At 47.9% G+C, this 16,323-nt stretch carries 21 protein-coding genes; 1 reads left to right on the forward strand and 20 read right to left on the reverse strand.

The window, feature by feature from the left end; genetic code table 11:
- Positions 1-9: 9 nt before the first annotated feature.
- The 12 genes from ACN6MW_RS00110 to ACN6MW_RS00165 form a co-directional block, all read right to left on the reverse strand.
- Complete coding sequence (locus tag ACN6MW_RS00110) at positions 10-744, reverse strand: hypothetical protein (protein WP_419873709.1); 735 nt, start codon at positions 742-744, stop codon at positions 10-12.
- Positions 745-865: 121 nt separating this feature from the next.
- Positions 866-1,249, reverse strand: a complete 384-nt coding sequence (gene panD, locus ACN6MW_RS00115) for an aspartate 1-decarboxylase (protein WP_364148795.1) — start codon at positions 1,247-1,249, stop codon at positions 866-868.
- The gene (panC, locus tag ACN6MW_RS00120; protein ID WP_419873710.1) at positions 1,176-2,126 is read right to left on the reverse strand and encodes a pantoate--beta-alanine ligase; all 951 of its coding nucleotides are present in this window, start codon (positions 2,124-2,126) and stop codon (positions 1,176-1,178) included. The genes panD and panC overlap by 74 nt, the downstream gene beginning before the upstream one ends.
- Positions 2,123-3,037, reverse strand: coding sequence for a 3-methyl-2-oxobutanoate hydroxymethyltransferase (panB, locus tag ACN6MW_RS00125; protein WP_419873711.1), 915 nt, complete (start codon positions 3,035-3,037; stop codon positions 2,123-2,125). Before panB ends, panC begins: the two co-directional genes overlap by 4 nt.
- A 258-nt stretch (positions 3,038-3,295) precedes the next feature.
- Positions 3,296-4,270 (reverse strand): biotin--[acetyl-CoA-carboxylase] ligase, encoded by a 975-nt coding sequence (locus tag ACN6MW_RS00130; protein WP_419873712.1) that lies wholly within the window; start codon positions 4,268-4,270, stop codon positions 3,296-3,298.
- Positions 4,271-4,478: 208 nt separating this feature from the next.
- Entirely contained in the window at positions 4,479-5,756 is a 1,278-nt protein-coding gene (locus ACN6MW_RS00135) for a CCA tRNA nucleotidyltransferase (RefSeq protein ID WP_419873713.1), read from the reverse strand.
- A gap of 34 nt (positions 5,757-5,790) precedes the next feature.
- Complete coding sequence (bshA, locus tag ACN6MW_RS00140; protein ID WP_419873714.1) at positions 5,791-6,954, reverse strand: N-acetyl-alpha-D-glucosaminyl L-malate synthase BshA; 1,164 nt, start codon at positions 6,952-6,954, stop codon at positions 5,791-5,793.
- Positions 6,955-7,018: 64 nt separating this feature from the next.
- Positions 7,019-7,717 (reverse strand): bacillithiol biosynthesis deacetylase BshB1, encoded by a 699-nt coding sequence (gene bshB1, locus ACN6MW_RS00145; RefSeq protein WP_419873715.1) that lies wholly within the window; start codon positions 7,715-7,717, stop codon positions 7,019-7,021.
- On the reverse strand, positions 7,714-8,136 hold the full coding sequence (mgsA, locus tag ACN6MW_RS00150) for a methylglyoxal synthase (protein ID WP_419873716.1): 423 nt from the start codon (positions 8,134-8,136) through the stop codon (positions 7,714-7,716). The genes bshB1 and mgsA overlap by 4 nt, the downstream gene beginning before the upstream one ends.
- Positions 8,137-8,166: 30 nt before the next feature.
- Positions 8,167-8,973, reverse strand: coding sequence for a 4-hydroxy-tetrahydrodipicolinate reductase (gene dapB, locus ACN6MW_RS00155; RefSeq protein WP_419873717.1), 807 nt, complete (start codon positions 8,971-8,973; stop codon positions 8,167-8,169).
- Positions 8,974-8,978: 5 nt separating this feature from the next.
- Complete coding sequence (locus ACN6MW_RS00160) at positions 8,979-9,524, reverse strand: tetratricopeptide repeat protein (protein WP_419873718.1); 546 nt, start codon at positions 9,522-9,524, stop codon at positions 8,979-8,981.
- Positions 9,525-9,578: 54 nt separating this feature from the next.
- On the reverse strand, positions 9,579-9,914 hold the full coding sequence (locus ACN6MW_RS00165; RefSeq protein WP_419873719.1) for a nucleotide pyrophosphohydrolase: 336 nt from the start codon (positions 9,912-9,914) through the stop codon (positions 9,579-9,581).
- A 164-nt stretch (positions 9,915-10,078) separates the two neighbouring features.
- On the opposite strand from ACN6MW_RS00165, the gene ACN6MW_RS00170 reads away from it, so the two are divergent.
- Entirely contained in the window at positions 10,079-10,942 is an 864-nt protein-coding gene (locus ACN6MW_RS00170) for a YitT family protein (protein ID WP_419873720.1), read from the forward strand.
- 4 nt (positions 10,943-10,946) lie between these two features.
- Here ACN6MW_RS00170 and ACN6MW_RS00175 read toward each other — a convergent pair whose 3' ends face one another.
- The 8 genes from ACN6MW_RS00175 to ACN6MW_RS00210 all read right to left on the reverse strand — a co-directional run bounded on the left by ACN6MW_RS00175 (position 10,947) and on the right by ACN6MW_RS00210 (position 16,261).
- Positions 10,947-11,816, reverse strand: a complete 870-nt coding sequence (locus tag ACN6MW_RS00175) for a sporulation protein YpjB (protein WP_419873721.1) — start codon at positions 11,814-11,816, stop codon at positions 10,947-10,949.
- A 42-nt stretch (positions 11,817-11,858) separates the two neighbouring features.
- Positions 11,859-12,488 (reverse strand): DUF1405 domain-containing protein, encoded by a 630-nt coding sequence (locus tag ACN6MW_RS00180; protein ID WP_419873722.1) that lies wholly within the window; start codon positions 12,486-12,488, stop codon positions 11,859-11,861.
- 90 nt (positions 12,489-12,578) lie between these two features.
- Positions 12,579-13,448 carry a c-type cytochrome gene (locus ACN6MW_RS00185; RefSeq protein WP_419873723.1) on the reverse strand — a complete coding sequence of 290 codons (870 nt, stop codon included), beginning with the start codon at positions 13,446-13,448 and terminating at the stop codon, positions 12,579-12,581.
- 18 nt (positions 13,449-13,466) lie between these two features.
- The gene (qcrB, locus tag ACN6MW_RS00190) at positions 13,467-14,138 is read right to left on the reverse strand and encodes a menaquinol-cytochrome c reductase cytochrome b subunit (protein WP_183561109.1); all 672 of its coding nucleotides are present in this window, start codon (positions 14,136-14,138) and stop codon (positions 13,467-13,469) included.
- A 16-nt stretch (positions 14,139-14,154) separates the two neighbouring features.
- A complete protein-coding gene (locus tag ACN6MW_RS00195) occupies positions 14,155-14,688 on the reverse strand; it encodes a ubiquinol-cytochrome c reductase iron-sulfur subunit (protein WP_364148822.1) in 534 nt (177 codons plus the stop codon).
- A gap of 232 nt (positions 14,689-14,920) precedes the next feature.
- Positions 14,921-15,352 carry a DUF2487 family protein gene (locus ACN6MW_RS00200; protein ID WP_419873724.1) on the reverse strand — a complete coding sequence of 144 codons (432 nt, stop codon included), beginning with the start codon at positions 15,350-15,352 and terminating at the stop codon, positions 14,921-14,923.
- Between the two features lie 197 nt (positions 15,353-15,549).
- Positions 15,550-15,732 (reverse strand): IDEAL domain-containing protein, encoded by a 183-nt coding sequence (locus ACN6MW_RS00205; protein WP_364148826.1) that lies wholly within the window; start codon positions 15,730-15,732, stop codon positions 15,550-15,552.
- Positions 15,733-15,754: 22 nt separating this feature from the next.
- Positions 15,755-16,261 (reverse strand): gamma carbonic anhydrase family protein, encoded by a 507-nt coding sequence (locus ACN6MW_RS00210; RefSeq protein ID WP_419873725.1) that lies wholly within the window; start codon positions 16,259-16,261, stop codon positions 15,755-15,757.
- Between the last annotated feature and the right edge of the window lie 62 nt (positions 16,262-16,323).

The raw sequence follows: 16,323 nt of genomic DNA on the forward strand, positions 1-16,323 counted from the left end.
CCGATCCTCTCACAAACAGCACAGCTCCGTGCTTCCGAAATATAACGATAATTGCTTGGGCGTTTCTTGGCATGACTTCAGGTTGTTTAATGGATCCTTGAAGCTTGGGCATACATCATAAGCCTTGATAAATAATTGTTCTGCTTGCGCCAAGTTCATATGCACCGCCTGAATGCACCCTAGCGCATTATAGCCCATTGCCAGCCATTTGGGGAAGTCCGTTAATACAATTAACAATTGAAAATGCCGCTGCGCCTCGCTCCAATTTTGGAGATGCATGTGGGTCATGCCTAAAAACAGTCTTGCCAAATTGCATTCAGGCGATTGAATAATGACGGATTGAAACTGTACTGCCGCTTGCGAAAACATAAATAACTTATAATAGCCTTGGCCTTTGGATATGACGGATGCAAGCTCATCTGGAATTTCTAAATCCGCTGTGTTGCATGGCGCAGTTTCGCTGACTGGAGTATGAATTTGCTGAGCCGCTCCTGTGGAGGCATGCGCCTGCGGTAGCGCCGACGCCGTTGGCATTGACCCTCCCGACAACTCGCAATGCTGCTCCTTAAACTCGGCAAACTTTTCCTCAAAATCGAGCCACTGCTCAATAAACGTATCGCTGACCTTTTTAAGCTCATTCATTTGCTCGTCGTAATGCTTTTTTTCCTGGACATCCGCATTTTCATACTGCTCAATGATTTGATCAAGCATGTCGTTCATGGATGAAAACATATGCTGGAACATACCGCATCCCGCCTTCGCCAAAGAATTAAGGAGTGTTATGTTCATTTTTTGTTTTAACGCGGTTTTTCATACAACAACCCATTCGTTACATAATGCAGGGATTGTCGTACCGGTCATGCGGTTACAGGATGGTCGCGTGAATCTCCTCATTCAAGATCCGAAGCGGACGATTATCGGCATCCAAAATAGTGACGACCGGTTTATGCTCCTTTGCTTCGGCATCCGTCATCATCGCATACGAAATAATAATGACTTGATCGCCTGGTTGAACCTGCCTTGCTGCAGCGCCATTTAAGCAAATGACACCCGAGCCTCGCTCGCCTGTAATCACATAAGTCTCGAAGCGCGCTCCGTTGTTATTGTTTACGATCTGCACCTTTTCATTTTCCCATAGGTTGGCAGCATCCATCAAATCCTCGTCAATGGTAATGCTACCTACATAATTCAAGTTCGCTTCCGTTACGGTTGCCCGGTGCAGCTTGGATTTCATCATCGTTCTGAACATGCGCATTTGCCTCCTTTGCTTCTAAAATACGGTTGTCGATCAGCCTGGTTGTTCCAAATTTCACGGCTAATGCCAATATTAACGGTTGATTTAATGTTGTTAGTGATACATTTGCTTCCGGTAATTGAAGCGACGGAAATTGCAGCAGCTCGACATAGTCGATGACCGCTTCACTCGCTTTGGCAATCTCTTCCTTAACCCTAGCGACAAGCTTCTCCGCCGTCATGTCCTGCTCATTCATCCAAACCGATGCCTGCTGCAAACTTTGTGACAGAATAACCGCCTGCTCGCGCTGCTCCGCATTTAAATAAACGTTTCTGGAGCTAAGCGCAAGGCCGTCCGGTTCCCGAACGATCGGGCACGGAACGATTTGAACGGAAAAATTAAGATCATTGACCATCTGTTGAATAACGGCAACCTGCTGCGCATCCTTCATGCCAAAATAAGCTCGATCCGGCGCGACCAAATGAAACAGCTTGCTGACGACCGTCCCTACTCCGTCAAAATGGCCCGGACGCGATGCGCCGCATAACCGGTCCGTCACTTGATTGACGATGACGCTCGTGAGCGGTTTGCCCGGATACATTTCATGCACGGAAGGAATAAATACGATTCCCGTACCATTTTCTTCGGCAAGCGCTGTATCTCTCTCTTCGTCTCTCGGATATCGGTCCAGATCCTCATTCGGTCCGAATTGAAGCGGATTTACGAAAATGCTAAGCACGACAGCATCATTCTCTGATGCTGCTTGGCGAAGCAAGGAGGCATGCCCTTCATGCAGAAAGCCCATTGTCGGCACAAACCCGATCGATTTGTTTTGTTCGCGCAAAGCGGATATTTGATTTATAAGTTCAGCCTTCGTACGGACGATGATCATGTCAGACGGACTCCTTTCTTCGGCAAGTCGTTCTTTCCGTCGTTCACACTGTTTTTCTCGCCATCATTCACGCCGCCGTATAATGACGGAATGGCTGCGGGCTGTGCGGAGAACACATGTGCTTCGTCCGGAAATTGGCCTGATTTCACTTCTTCCACATAGGATTGGATCGCGTTCCTAATCGTCGTGCCGATATCGGCATAGGTTTTCACGAATTTCTTCTCAAAATAAGGCGAAGAATATTGCAAAATATCATGATATACCAGCACTTGGCCGTCACAGCCTCTTCCCGCGCCAATGCCGATTACCGGTATCGTGAGCATTTCGCTGATCATCTTGGCGAGCGGTTCTGTCACAAGCTCCAATACGATGCCGAACGCCCCGGCTTCCTCGATTGCCTTCGCATCGTTCATTAAACGCTCAGCATCCGCATCAAGCTTGCCTTGAACCTTGTAGCCGCCAAGCTGATGGACGGATTGCGGCGTTAACCCGATATGGCCCATTACCGGTATGCCGGCTTTGACAAGCGCCGAGACATCCGATGCGATATCGGTACCGCCTTCGAGCTTCACGGCTTGGGCTCCGCCTTCTTGCATGATTTTTGCCGCATTGCGCAGCGTGGACTCTCGTCCGATTCCATAGGTCATAAAAGGCATATCGGCAACGATAAACGTTTGCTGAGCGCCTCTGGCAACCGCTCTTGTATGATAAACGATATCGTCAATCGTTACGGGTATGGTCGTATCATAGCCAAGCACGACATTCCCGAGCGAATCTCCGACAAGAATGACATCTATTCCAGCTTCTTCAGCAAGCTTGGCTGAAGGATAATCGTAAGCTGTCAAAACGGAAATCGCATTGCGGTCCTGCTTCATTTTCTTTAAATTAGTAATCGTCAGTCGTTTCCTCATCAGCTTCATCCCCCGTTCAATGATAGGATAAACACAAAAAAACCTTTTAGCCGCTGCTAAAAAGGTCCCCAAACTGAAAAGGAAACGTTTGCTTGTTGTGCTTCCTTCTGTCTCGGTCCCTACGGCTCAGAGCAGAGTGTGCATTCCCAACCATTTACATTTTTTTGAATCATCATCACCAGTGCAGCTTCCTTCGAATACCGCCTGATAGATCTAGTTTACCAAACTTTCCGCATTCCGTAAACGATCCGGAAAACACTATAGCGGTTCGCCCATTTCTGCGGAAAAAACAGGCTTTACCGTGCCGTCCGGGAGTTCGATTTTTATTGCCCCGCTTTCATCAAGCCCAATCGGAACGCCGATTATATCGCCTTGCGGCGTAATTAACCTTGCAGGTTTGCCTAACGAAACGGATAATGCCTCCCATAGGGTCACGATCGGACTGAAGCCTTGTTCATGATATAGAAAATAAAGCTGCTCCCATTCTTTCAAGAAATCTGCAATAATGGCTTCCCTGGTCCATTTCTTGCCACTGCTGATGCGGAGCGAAGTCGCTTTCTCCAATAAATCGACCGGGTAATCCGTTTCCTCTAAATTCACGCTGATGCCGATTCCGGCAATAACATAGCGGAGCCTTTCATCTTCGGCGGCAGATTCAAGCAAGATACCGCTAATTTTTTTACCATCAATAAGTAAGTCATTTGGCCATTTGATGCCGATTGGTAGGGATGTAACGCGCTTTAAGCTTCTGCATAAAGCAACCGCCGTAAGAAGCGTAAGCTGCGGGGCAAAATGGATCGGTACGGACGGGCGAAGCACCATGCTCATCCAAATGCCCTTGCCTCGCGGCGATACCCATCCGCGTCCCATTCGCCCGCGTCCGTTCACCTGCTGCTCGGCAATAAACAATGTGCCTTCATCGGCGCCTTTTTCCGCAGCCGCGCGTGCCAAGTTTTGCGTTGATTCTACTGATTCGAACAAATGGACGGTTTGGCCAAACACCTTTGCTTCCAGCCGATTAGCCAATTCGTCGGATGACAGGTGGTCTGGAACACTGACTAACCGATATCCAAGCCGTCTCGAAGCTTCAAAATGATACCCCGCGCTCTCCAGCTTGCGAATTTGCTTCCAGACCGCGGTTCTGCTGACACCGAGCTCTTGGCTTATGCTCTCTCCCGATACATACTCTCCGGGCTTATCCATAAACAATTGAAGCAAGGGCTCATGATTCATGAAAGGTAACCTCCTAAAGTTTTGCGAAGCAAAACTGACTTCGTAAGCGTATGCTTTGTTTTGCGAAGCAAAACTGACTTCGTAAGCGTATGCTTTGTTTTGCGAAGCAAAACTGACTTCGTAAGCGTATGCTTTGTTTTGCGAAGCAAAACTGACTTCGTAAGCGTATGCTTTGTTTTGCGAAGCAAAACTGACTTCGTAGCTCCCGCTAATTCCAAAGCGATGCTTGGCCGAGCAGCGCGCTTTTTTCATTTTCAAGCTCGCCGGCAGCTACCAGCAGCAGCAATTGATTTAAATACTCGCTTACCCAGGGGCCTGCTTGTTTTTCCATATGGCTCGTTAACTCCTTACCGTTCACGCTAAGCTGCTTCAGTTTTGAGATAACCATTTGTTCCAGCCATTCATTTAATTGCGTTAGAAGGGAATCTGAGAAGCTTAGCTTCGCTTCTGGAAGCACTCGCAGGACATCAAGCCATTCCATCAGTGCTTGTTTCCCGTAACGGATAGCCAGACTTAGCCATTTGAGGCGCAGCTCACGACCGCTTGCCTCAGTTACTCCCTTAAGCATATCTCGATGAATTTCAACCATCGACAAAATCAATTTGCTTCGAGAGTTCGAGAAGCGAAGCACCTTCGTTACCTGCTGCGCAGCATCGACCGATAGATCCAAACCAATGGCCAAAGCAGCCCAGCGCAAATCCACCGCCGCCAACTCATGGAGCCTTGCGAAACGTTCGGCAGCGCCGTCTGACTTCTCTGCTTGTCGAATGGCCCGTTCAGCTTCATCGCAGAAAGGTTCTTTTAAATGTAACAACAGGCCGCTCGCCACGGCAAAATGGAGGGCTCTCTGAGGAGAGCCTCCTGATAGCATCTTATCAAGCTCAGCCTGTACGCGCTCCATCGCAATAAAGGCAAGCAGTGCTCGGTGCTTCCTGAGCGCTCGCCACGTCCGGTAGGTTGGGATTAGCCGGTATACGCCGATAAACCGAACAGCCCGCAGCATGCGGAGCGCGTCTTCCTGAAAACGCGCATTCGGATCTCCAACGGAGCGCAGACTATTGCTCCGCAAATCCGCCATCCCGCCATAGGGATCATGCAGTACTCCGTCCGCGGCAAGCGCCATTGCATTCATCGTAAAATCCCGGCGCAGCAGGTCGCCTTCAAGCTCGGTTATGTAAAGCACGCTTTCCGGCTTGCGATGGTCTTCATAGGCGGATTCAAGCCTGAATGTAGTCACTTCATAGCCAGTATCATTATTAATTACGGTAATTGTCCCATGCTGCAAGCCCGTCGGAATGCAATGCTCAAAAAGCTCGAGCACCTGCTCCGGACGGGCTGAGGTTGCGATATCGACATCCTTTATCGGTAATCCGAGAACGGTATCCCGTACGGCGCCGCCAACGAAGAAGGCTTCGAAATGATGCTCTCGAAGCCGGTTAACGATGGGTAGCGCGGATAATATCAGGTCCGAAAATGCAAGCCGCATTTCAACCACCATCCTTGGCTGCATTCATATGCTGCTAATCGCTGCACACGGCTATGGGCAAATCTGCCTCAATGCCAAGTACCCGATAATAGATTTGCTCATATTCTGTCGTGATGACATCATTACAAAATTCATTGCGCGCTCTAAAAATACAGGCTTGCTTAAAGCGTTCATGCATCTTCTCATCCATCAGAAGCATCTCTGCGTTTTTCGCCATGTCCTCAACGTCGCCGATTGCTGACAGAAAACCAGTCTCACCGTGGGTAACGAGCTCAGGGATGCCCCCTGCGTTGGAACCGATTGTCGGAACGCCGCAGGCCATGGCCTCCAAGGCTACTAGCCCAAAGCTCTCTTTCTCAGAAGGGAGCAAGAGCACATCCGCCATGGATATTACCTGTGCTACATCATCCTGCTTACCTAAGAAATGAACACGATCTTCAAGACCTAATTGACGAATTCGGCACTGGATTTTTGATAGCTCCGGTCCTTCTCCGACCAAAAGCAGCTTGGATGGCACCTTTTCTGATACGCGTGCAAATATATCGACAACGTCGCCAACCCGCTTTACCGGGCGGAAATTCGAGATATGCATCAGTATTTTCTCATTTGAGGCAGCGAAATCCGAACGCAGGGAAACGGCGTCACGCGGGTAATAAACCCGCTTGTCAACAAAATTATAAGTTAAATCAATCGGTGTTGTTATATCCAGCAGCTGCCTTGTTTCATTAATCAAGTCTCTGGACACGGCTGTTACCGCGTCACTTTGATGAATGGCAAGCCTTATTAGATCTTTTAATGATTCATCCTGCGCAAGTACGGTAATATCGGTTCCATGCAGCGTCGTCACCGTTTTGAGACCGTCGCCATTCATCTGCTTGGCTAAATAAGCGCAAACCGCGTGCGGCACCGCATAATGAACATGCAGCAAATCAAGCTGCTGCATTTTCGCTACCTGAGCCATTTTGCTTGCTAAAGCCAAATCGTAGGGCGGATAACGGAACACGTAATAATCGTTAACCTCAACCTCATGGTAAAATATATTTTTATTGAATTGACCTAATCGAAACGGAATACTGTGTGTTATAAAATGAATTTCATGGCCGCGTTCTGCTAGAAGTTTGCCTAGCTCCGTAGCAACGACGCCTGACCCGCCCAAAGTTGGGTAACAGGTTATGCCAATCTTTAATTTTCTCGCCACCGATGTCGCACCTCCTGTGTTCGTCACGTATAACTATTGTATTACACAAGAGCTGTACGATTTGTCAAAAATATTGTACGGCGTGAGGGAGCTTCACAGCAAAGCCCTCTGCATACGCCCAGCCTCTTGCTTGTCCAAGCAGCGAATCACGCGCCTCGACCCGTTCTATGTATCGATTGGTTAACGGAGTTGCCACGCGATCGGAACCCGCTGCAGCCGACTCGAATTGAGAACGATAGGCCAACAGCGCATTTCGTTTCGTTTCATAAAAATCGCTAACATCCACGATCAAAGATTCATTCCCGGAATCATTTATATAATAATAAACAAGCTGAGTTACTTGTACCGGAGGCAGCTCCGGCATATAACGGCGAAGCTTGGCATTGAAAACTGCTTCCTCAATCAAGCGGCTGCAAGCCACATGATCGGGATGACGATCCACCCAATAGGGCGCAAAAACGATCCGCGGCTTGAAATGTCGAATTTCCGCAACGATACGTTCGATTTGTTCCTTCGAAGGCTCTAAGCCCCGATCAGGCAAACCAAGGTTCGTGCGAGCGCTAAGACCAAGCACCTTGGAGGCGTTATCCGCCTCCTGTTTACGAAGCTCTACGGTACCGTTGGAAGACATTTCGGCATACGTCAGATCGCATACGCCAACCTTATGGCCAGCTTGTACATGCTTGGCTATGGTACCGCCCATTCCGATTTCAGCATCGTCCGCATGCGCGCCAAAGATTAAGATATCCAGCTCAGCAATCATTCGGTGATACCCGGCTTATATTTATGAACGAGCTCGCGCCAGGCAAAATCTCCGCGTTCAAGCGCTTTGACAAGCAGCTCGGCCGTCGCAACATTCGTAGCAACGGGAATGCCTTGTACATCGCAAAGCCGAAGCAAAGCGATAATGTCCGGCTCATGCGGCTGCGCCATGAGGGGATCACGGAGAAAGATGATTAGATCCATTTCGTTTTGCGCTACCAAGGCTCCGATTTGTTGATCCCCGCCAAGCGGGCCGGACATAAACCGATGGATAGACAGATCGGTTTGCTCCATGATACGGGTGCCCGTCGTACCGGTCGAATATAATTTATGAGGGACAAATACCTTTTCGTAAGCGATGACAAAATTAACTATTTCCTCTTTTTTTCGATCATGTGCGATAAATGCGATGTTTAACATGTCGTTCCCCTCTCCTGCTGTCGAATCGAGCTATTCCATAATATGTTCAAAGCCGTAAATTAAACCGCTATAGGTCATAACCTTTTTAACTGCCACATTTACGCCGGGCATATACCCTGCACGATCATAGGAATCATGACGAATTTTGAGCGTTTGCCCGTGTCCGCCGAAAACAACCTCCTGCTGGGCAAATACACCCGGCAGTCTCACGCTATGTATGCGAAAACCGTTATAATATCCGCCGCGGGCGCCTTCAATAATCTCTTCCTCCTGCGGGTTGCCTTGTCGCAGCTCTTGGCGAGCCTGTGAAATCAGTTCAGCCGTCTTTATCGAAGTGCCTGAAGGAGCATCAAGCTTCTGATCGCCATGGTATTCAATAATTTCGACATGCGGTAAATATTTAGAGGCTTCGGCCGCGAATTTCATCATCAAAATGGCGCCGATGGAGAAATTCGGTGCGATTAAGCCGCCGATTCCTTTTTCCTGGCAAAGCTCGTCCAGCTCTTCGATTTGCTCAGGCGTAAACCCGGTTGTTCCCATGATGGGACGAACACCGAATGCGATCGCTGTTTTGGTATGGCCGTATGCCATTTGCGGGATGGTGAAATCGACCAGAACATCCGCATTCGAACCGCTAAGCGCCTCTTCAAGCGAAGCACTCGCTATAACTCCCGTGTCCGGTTTGCCGGCAAATACGCCGGCATCGACGGGACCCGCGGAAGGAGCGACGGCCGCCACCAATTGAAGCGACTCGTCCTCCAGCACCATTTTCACAACCTCGCGGCCCATGCGCCCGCTTGCTCCAGCAACTGCCACGCGGATTTTTTGTGTTGACATCGTGATCACCTGTTCCTTTTTCTTTTACTTGCATTTATTCGGATGCGCAGCATGCGTCTCTTGCGGTTTACGTCAGCAAACAGCCTTCTTGCCGCTGAATGGCCTGGATCAAGCCGCATCGCTTCCTTTGCGTTTACAGCCGCTTTTTCATACAGATTTTGAGAGGCATACACGACGCCAAGCGTATAAAACGCGTCAAAGCTTAATGGATCGAGCAACGCAGCCTGCTCAAGCAGCTCCGCCGCTTCTATCAACTTGGGGGGTACCTTCGACAGCAGATAGTCCGCGTCTGAGAGAAGCAGCTTCGCTTCGACTACTTGCAAATGATACTTGTATTCCGCATGCTCCGGTTCAAGTCTCAACGCTGTCTCGGCATGCTGCTTGGCTTTCGCCCATTTGCCGCTTCGGGCGCATGATACGGCACATGTATGGTAATAAAACGAATTGTCCGGTTCTGCCTCGATCGCCTGCTCGAACCAATATATCGCTTGCTCGAAATCGCTATTCAAAATAAATTCGTAACCCTTTTTGATGCAGCTTTCTCCATCCATCTGCCCATCCTCCTTGTACACAGGTTGATGGTACAGCATATGTAGGGAGCTTGTTTACAGTTCGGTTATTTTCTTCGTCCACCTATTCGCATCGCGAGTCGCAAACTTATGCATGACCTTATTATGCGCTTCGGTTAAATCAATATTGAGCGAATTAGCGAAGCAAGAAAGAATAAATAAAATATCGCCTAGCTCCATTTCAACGGTATTTTCCGCTTCATCGGCTTTTTTGGGTTTTTCTCCGTAATAGTGGTTTACTTCACGCGCCAGCTCACCGACCTCCTCTGACATTCTCGCCATCAGAGCAAGGGGACTAAAGTAGCCTTCTTTAAATTGAGAAATGTAATCATCTACTTCGCGTTGAATATCCGACAATGTTTTTTCCGGCATCGATGCATTTCCTTTCTGTCGATAGCTATACTTCCTTATGTTAACGTAAAGCCCTGTTTAAAATCAATGTTTTTCGAATCCTGCATTTTAGCCATACTAAAGCATAAGTGTATCCCCCGTTTTCGAAGGACCGTATCCGGACAATGGACAAGGAGAGTTGAGCAATGACAAGACCCTTACGGCAAATCCGCATCATTATCCCGATCTTGATCGGCACCGCGATCTATGCTTTCGGCCTGCATTACTTTGTAATTCCAAATCAGCTGATGGAGGGCGGCGTGACGGGAATCGCAGTACTCCTTAATTATGCTGCCGGGTTTCCGCTGTCCATCTCAACTTTGGTCTTGAACATCCCTTTGTTTTTTCTGGGCTGGAAGGCGCTTGGCCGTGATCAAATGCTCTATACTCTGGTTGGCATCGTCTCCCTGTCTGGCTTTCTTGCTCTGATGGAGCATTTAATTGAACGCAAATGGCTCATCCCCTTCGGAGGCTCGCAGGATTATATGCTCGTCGCCCTGTATGCAGGCGTATCCTTGGGTACAGGCCTTGGCATCGTTTTCCGGTATGGAGGCACGACAGGCGGTGTCGATATTATCGCAAGAATCGTATCGCGGTCTAAAGGAATAAGCATGGGACAGATCATTTTGTCGCTTGATGCATTGATCATCGGGATCTCCTTGCTTTATATTCCGATTGAGAAGGTCTTATACACCTTGGTTACCGTTTTTATTGCGTCCAAAATTATTGACTTTATACAGGATGGCGCCTATGCGGCAAAAGCTTTCTCCATCATATCCGAGCACGGGGAGGCGATTTCCAAAAAAGTGACGATCGAGCTTGATCGCGGCGTTACCCTTATTCCAGCGAGGGGCGCATTTTCCGGACAGCAAAAAGAGGTCGTCTATTGCGTCGTCCAGCGGCAGGAAATCCGCCGGCTGAAATCGATCATTCGCAATATTGACCCCCGTGCTTTTATCGTAATTAATGAAGTTCATGATGTATTAGGCGAAGGCTTTAAAGAGGAATAACCCCTCAAGGAAGCGGCTTTACGCCAAATGGATTCGTCTTATACTTTCTCCAGCCGCTGAATGTGAGAATGGCTGAAATAAAAGCTCCTAAGAACAGTGTCCAGCTTAATGGATTCTTGAGGGGCACGGCTGCGACAACCGGCACCTCTTCTTTAGAACGGCTCTGATCGAACATACGGATTAACGATTCCTTGGTAGCCTTAAGGGAGCGGTCAATCATAGCTTCGTTCGTCTTATTGACGATACCCGCATCAAGCAGACGGTTCGTATAATTGATTCGTTCTTTCAGCTCGGCCTCCCGCATGCTGCCGAATTGGATGCTCATTGCCGTAGATATACGAGCAGCATGGTTTTCCAGGCTGTCCATGGAAGCCCGAGCTGCGATTGCCCCGTCACCTGTTTGGCGCTTCCAGGCTTTCTCAATCCGAGAGAGGTCATCAAGCATCACGCTCTCGTATTGCAGCCACAAAGCATGATCCGATCTTACAAGCGCATCGGCTGCCAAGCGGATTCGCGATGCCTCCATCAGCCAGTTCGAATCTGATGTTGCCTTCATAAGCTTTTGCTCAATGAGCCCGGTATCCTTTTCTATCGCTAGCCAGCCTTCAATCCTTCCAACGGAATACTTAAGCTCGCCTTCTAGAATCCGCTTTAACCGCTGGATATCTTGAAAGCCCGCCTGCCGGTTGTTTGTATAGGCGGCTTCATATAATGAGCTTACAATATCGTCCAATCGCACAAGCTGCTTATCACGGCTTTGCGACAACAGATCCGAATATGCATTTAATGGTACAGCGCCGCCCCAAACCGAACCCGCGTAGCCAATCGTCATGACGATACATAAGACGAATGGAATGATAAATCGTATCTTCATGGACATCCCCCCATAGATCACTCTATGAGGGAATGCACTGCGTTATACCTTCTTTCTAAAGCGCCAAACGAGCAGCGCCGCAAAAAAGCTGAAGAAGGATAAACCATATGTAAATGCTCGAACTGCAGATAAATCATCATCCAATTCATCTGCAAGGTAAGGAAATACGCCAAACGTATAATCAACCGTATCATTGAGCAGTAGCCAGCCTGTAGCGACGGCCAAAGAGAATACACCAGCCTTCATAAAACGGAAAAATAACAACGCCTCGAACGCCATTCCCAAATGTGATGCAATTAGCATATAGTGCTGCCAACTCAGATCAGCCCCCTGCCAAGCTCCTGCAACAATCATCGAAACGGCCCAAATGCCGTATTTAACGGAGCACACGACAGCTAAAGCCTCTATAATATAACGTCCAATCCTTGCAATTCCATATGAACGCTGCGGCGGAAACAATAAATAGAGGAGAGCGACCGTAAAAAATAAGCTTGCTGTCGGCGAGTCGGGAACAAAAACGATTTGCCAAAGCGGATGATCGTTCAAGGTAGCAGCCAACTGGCCTTCATACCAGATATATCCGTATACGGTTCCGGCAAAGTTAACAAGAAACAGAATCCACAAAAATGATCGGCTAAGCAAAAATTCGCGGCTCCAAAAAAAAGCAAGCATGTTGAACCACTTCTCCTTCAAACTATCATAATGTGCATGTTCGAAGAAAAACCTGACCGTGTAATACGATCAGGTTTTTCCGTTAACGATTTATTCGGTTGCAGCCTTTTGCTTAGAAAGCCAGGTTGTAAGCTGGTCAATCTCTTCAGCGGACAATTGATCTTTGAATGCCGGCATGCCGTTACGACCATTCGTAACGACTTCTACAAGCTGTTCCTTCGTCAATCTGTCGCCAACGCCGACCAAGCTAGGAACAGAGCCTTGACCCTTCAGATCAGCAGCGTGACAGCTGACGCATTGCGCTTGCTTCGCGATATCCATTGCTGGATCATTCGCGTCTACAAGTGCGGCTTCAACTGCAGGCTTCGTGTAATTCGGACGCTCTTGACCTGCTTCCGCAGCTTCGCGCGCCTTTTCTTCCCGTTCGATATGCTCCGGTACTTGACCGTTAATTTCCAATTGGTGCTGGTAGTGGTCCCAAGAAACAACCGTCAAGTAAACGCAAGCAATAAGTGTCAGTCCCATCAATGAAGATGCAATCGGACGACGGTAGAAGCGGCGCTCCTTGCCTGTGTCCAGAAATGGAGCAAGAAGCAAAGCCCCGAACATAACCCCTGGTATGCCAACTGTACCAAGCAAGATATAATCCTGCGATACATATGGGTATTTCAAAAACTGATACAGGAACAAGAAATACCAGTCCGGCATCGGAATGAATGCCGCATTCGTTGGATCTGCCGGATAACCAAGCGGAGCCGGTTCAGCAATAACCCATACTAGAAAACCAACCAACACCACGCAGCCGACCATCCATTCCTTAAGCAGGAAGTTCGGAATAAAGGCTTCCGATTTGCCTGGGAAAGACGTATAGTCCGGCGGAATGCTTGAAATGTTGCTTTTCTTAACACGCGAGTCGCCTACATAGACAACCTTCTCGTTCGAATTATGACCATGCGCCATAAGTATGCCTCCCTTCGCTTAAAGTGGTCCCGAAATACCTTGTTTCCGAATCATGATAAAGTGCGCTGCCAACATGGCAATCAATGCGCCAGGCAAGAAAAATACATGGATCGCAAAGAAACGGGTTAGCGTTTGCGCGCCTACGATATCGCCCCCGTATAGGAAGGAAGCGAGATATGGTCCGATTACCGGTACGGATTCAGCAATTTGGACACCAACTTTTGTTGCGTAGTAAGCTTTGTTATCCCAAGGCAGCAAGTAGCCAGTGAAGCCTAGGCCTAACATGATGAAGAAAATCAGCATTCCGACAACCCAGTTCATTTCGCGCGGTGCCTTGTAAGAACCGGTAAAAAACACTCGAAGGGTATGTAGGAACATCATAACGATAACTAAGCTTGCCCCAAAATGGTGCATGCCTCGAACGATTTGCCCGAAAGCTACCTTATGCTGCAGATAATCAACGCTTGAGTAAGCGTTAATAATATCTGGTACATAATACATCGTCAAAAACATACCGGACAAAATTTGAATGACTGTGATGAAAAACGTCAAACCGCCGAAACAGTAAACGAATGCGGAAAAATGGTGTGCCGGGTTAACGTGCTCAGGCACCTCATGGTCAGCTACATCTCTCCACAGTGGCGTAATGTCAAGACGTTCGTCAATCCAGTTGTATACACTTTTAAACATCTGCAATACGCCCTCCTTAACTCGTTCTTGTATTCGGCATTACCGGACCCAAGTATACGAATCCGTTCTCAATCTTCACTTCGTACTCATCCAATGGATTCGGGGCAACCGATAGGTTTTTCCCGTCTTTGGTATAGCGCGCGTCGTGACAAGGACAATCGTATTCGTTTTGGCCTTTTGTGTTCCATCCGATCGTACAACCTAAATGCTTACATACTGGCGATAGCGCGAAAATTTTGTTATTCGCATCCTTCGAAATCCAAGCCGCAAGCTCAGGGTCACTAACGTACCAACCATCGATCTGATGAATTTTAAATTTAAATTCTTGCGGTTCGTTCGTAATTTTGCTCTCTTCCACAACTTTTACGTAAGTGCCCTCGCCCTTTTTTACCAAGAGCGGGTCCACTGCGAAACGAACCATCGGCAATACCGCGCCGCCCATCATAAATGCTGTCGTGCCGCCGAGCGTATATGACAAAAATTGACGCCGGGACATTTCTTTGCGCTGAACCGGTCGATGCGCGGTCTCGTGTTGTTCATGGTTACTCATCTTCTGTTCTAACCCCCTTTGCCAACCATATCTCGCGTCTTGCCGCAGGGCAAAAACACATGACGAACTAGGACATAACTTATAATAGCCTAGGTGCTTGGGAGCGTCAAGAATATGGCTTCATATTTGCAAGCTTATCAAAATACCGTTCAATAATTTGTTATCATTTTGTCACATTTGACCTTCTCTGGCATTTGTTTTCCCCAAAATTTGATTATATTATACGACAAATTCAAGAAGTTCCTGTCGCTTGTCCGCTCCATAACGCACGAATGGCGCTTGAAACCTCGGCTTGCAGCGGCAGCTCGCCGCCCGGTCCCGGACCAAAAAACAAATCAACGGCGGAGCATTCGAGTGTCAGCTCTTTATTGGCCGTTACAACGATAACATAACGAAAACCGCCGGTTTTCGCCGCTGCGCACCATTCATTCAGCTCCTTCGACAGCTGTTCGCGGCTTGAATGGTAATGCCAAGCAGGATACGTAACCACTCTGCCTTTGAACGGGATTTCAATTAAATCCATGATGTCTCTCAGCTGCTCGAGCCATTCCGTGGCCTCGTATGGCTTAACGGAAGTATCCATTCCCGTTACGGGCAGCAGACAGGTATCTAAATATGGACTTAGCTCCTCCCATTGCTCTTTTGAAATTTCGCTAAACTTCATTGATTCAAGCTCACTCCTTCATATTATTGCCATACTGCTAACATTAATATTTCTATGTTAACTCCATTATCGCCGATTGCCAAATCAAACTTTCAGAAAAAAAAGCCTTCCGGCTCTTTATGCGGAGTTACTAGGTTCGCATAAGTCAGGAAAGCTTCTTGCAGGGTACCGACCTATTTTCCTTCCGGCGGCACTCCCTATTTTTTTAATGCATTTAGCTGTTTTGCGAGACGGTAAAACGTATCCTCGTCGCCTGCGGCCAATGCTTGGTCAATTGCCGTATAAATTTGATTGGTTTGAAATTTCAAAACTGCGTCATCAAGCACGAATTCCGCAGCCAAACCTAGCATCGCTTCATACGTTACTTTCATTTTGTCCATAGGATACACCTCCAAACCGGCGTTAAGAGATCCTATATTCTATTCCCTTTGTCACATAGCTCTCCATCGTCTTTCTCATACGCTGTAGATCGTCATCTGTCAATTCTCTTACGACTTTGGCGGGTGAACCGATAGATAGAGTATAGGATGGTATTTTTTTATTCTCTGTAACAATCGAACCGGCTCCTATTAAAGCATATTCACCAATGTCTGCGCCGTTAAGTACGATTGCCCCCATTCCAATTAATGTGCCTCTGCCTATCTTACAGCCGTGTATGATTGCGGCATGTCCAATAGACACCTCATCTGATAATATCAAAGGCTGGTTCACATTTACGTGACCGACAACCCCGTCTTGAATATTGCAGCTATGCCCGATAATAATCGGTGCTAGATCTCCGCGAAGCACAGAATTAAACCATACCGTGCTTTTTTCCGCGATTGAAACATCGCCAATGAGCTTCGCTCCGTCTGCTATGTATACATCATCATGAATTTTTGGCAGTATCCCTTTATAAGGAATCAACATTTTTCATCTACTCCTCTGAACGATCAAATATAGCAAGCTGATATTATACTGTCCCTCTACTC

It is taken from the genome of Pristimantibacillus sp. PTI5 (assembly GCF_048572955.1).
Lineage (GTDB): Bacteria > Bacillota > Bacilli > Paenibacillales > Paenibacillaceae > Pristimantibacillus.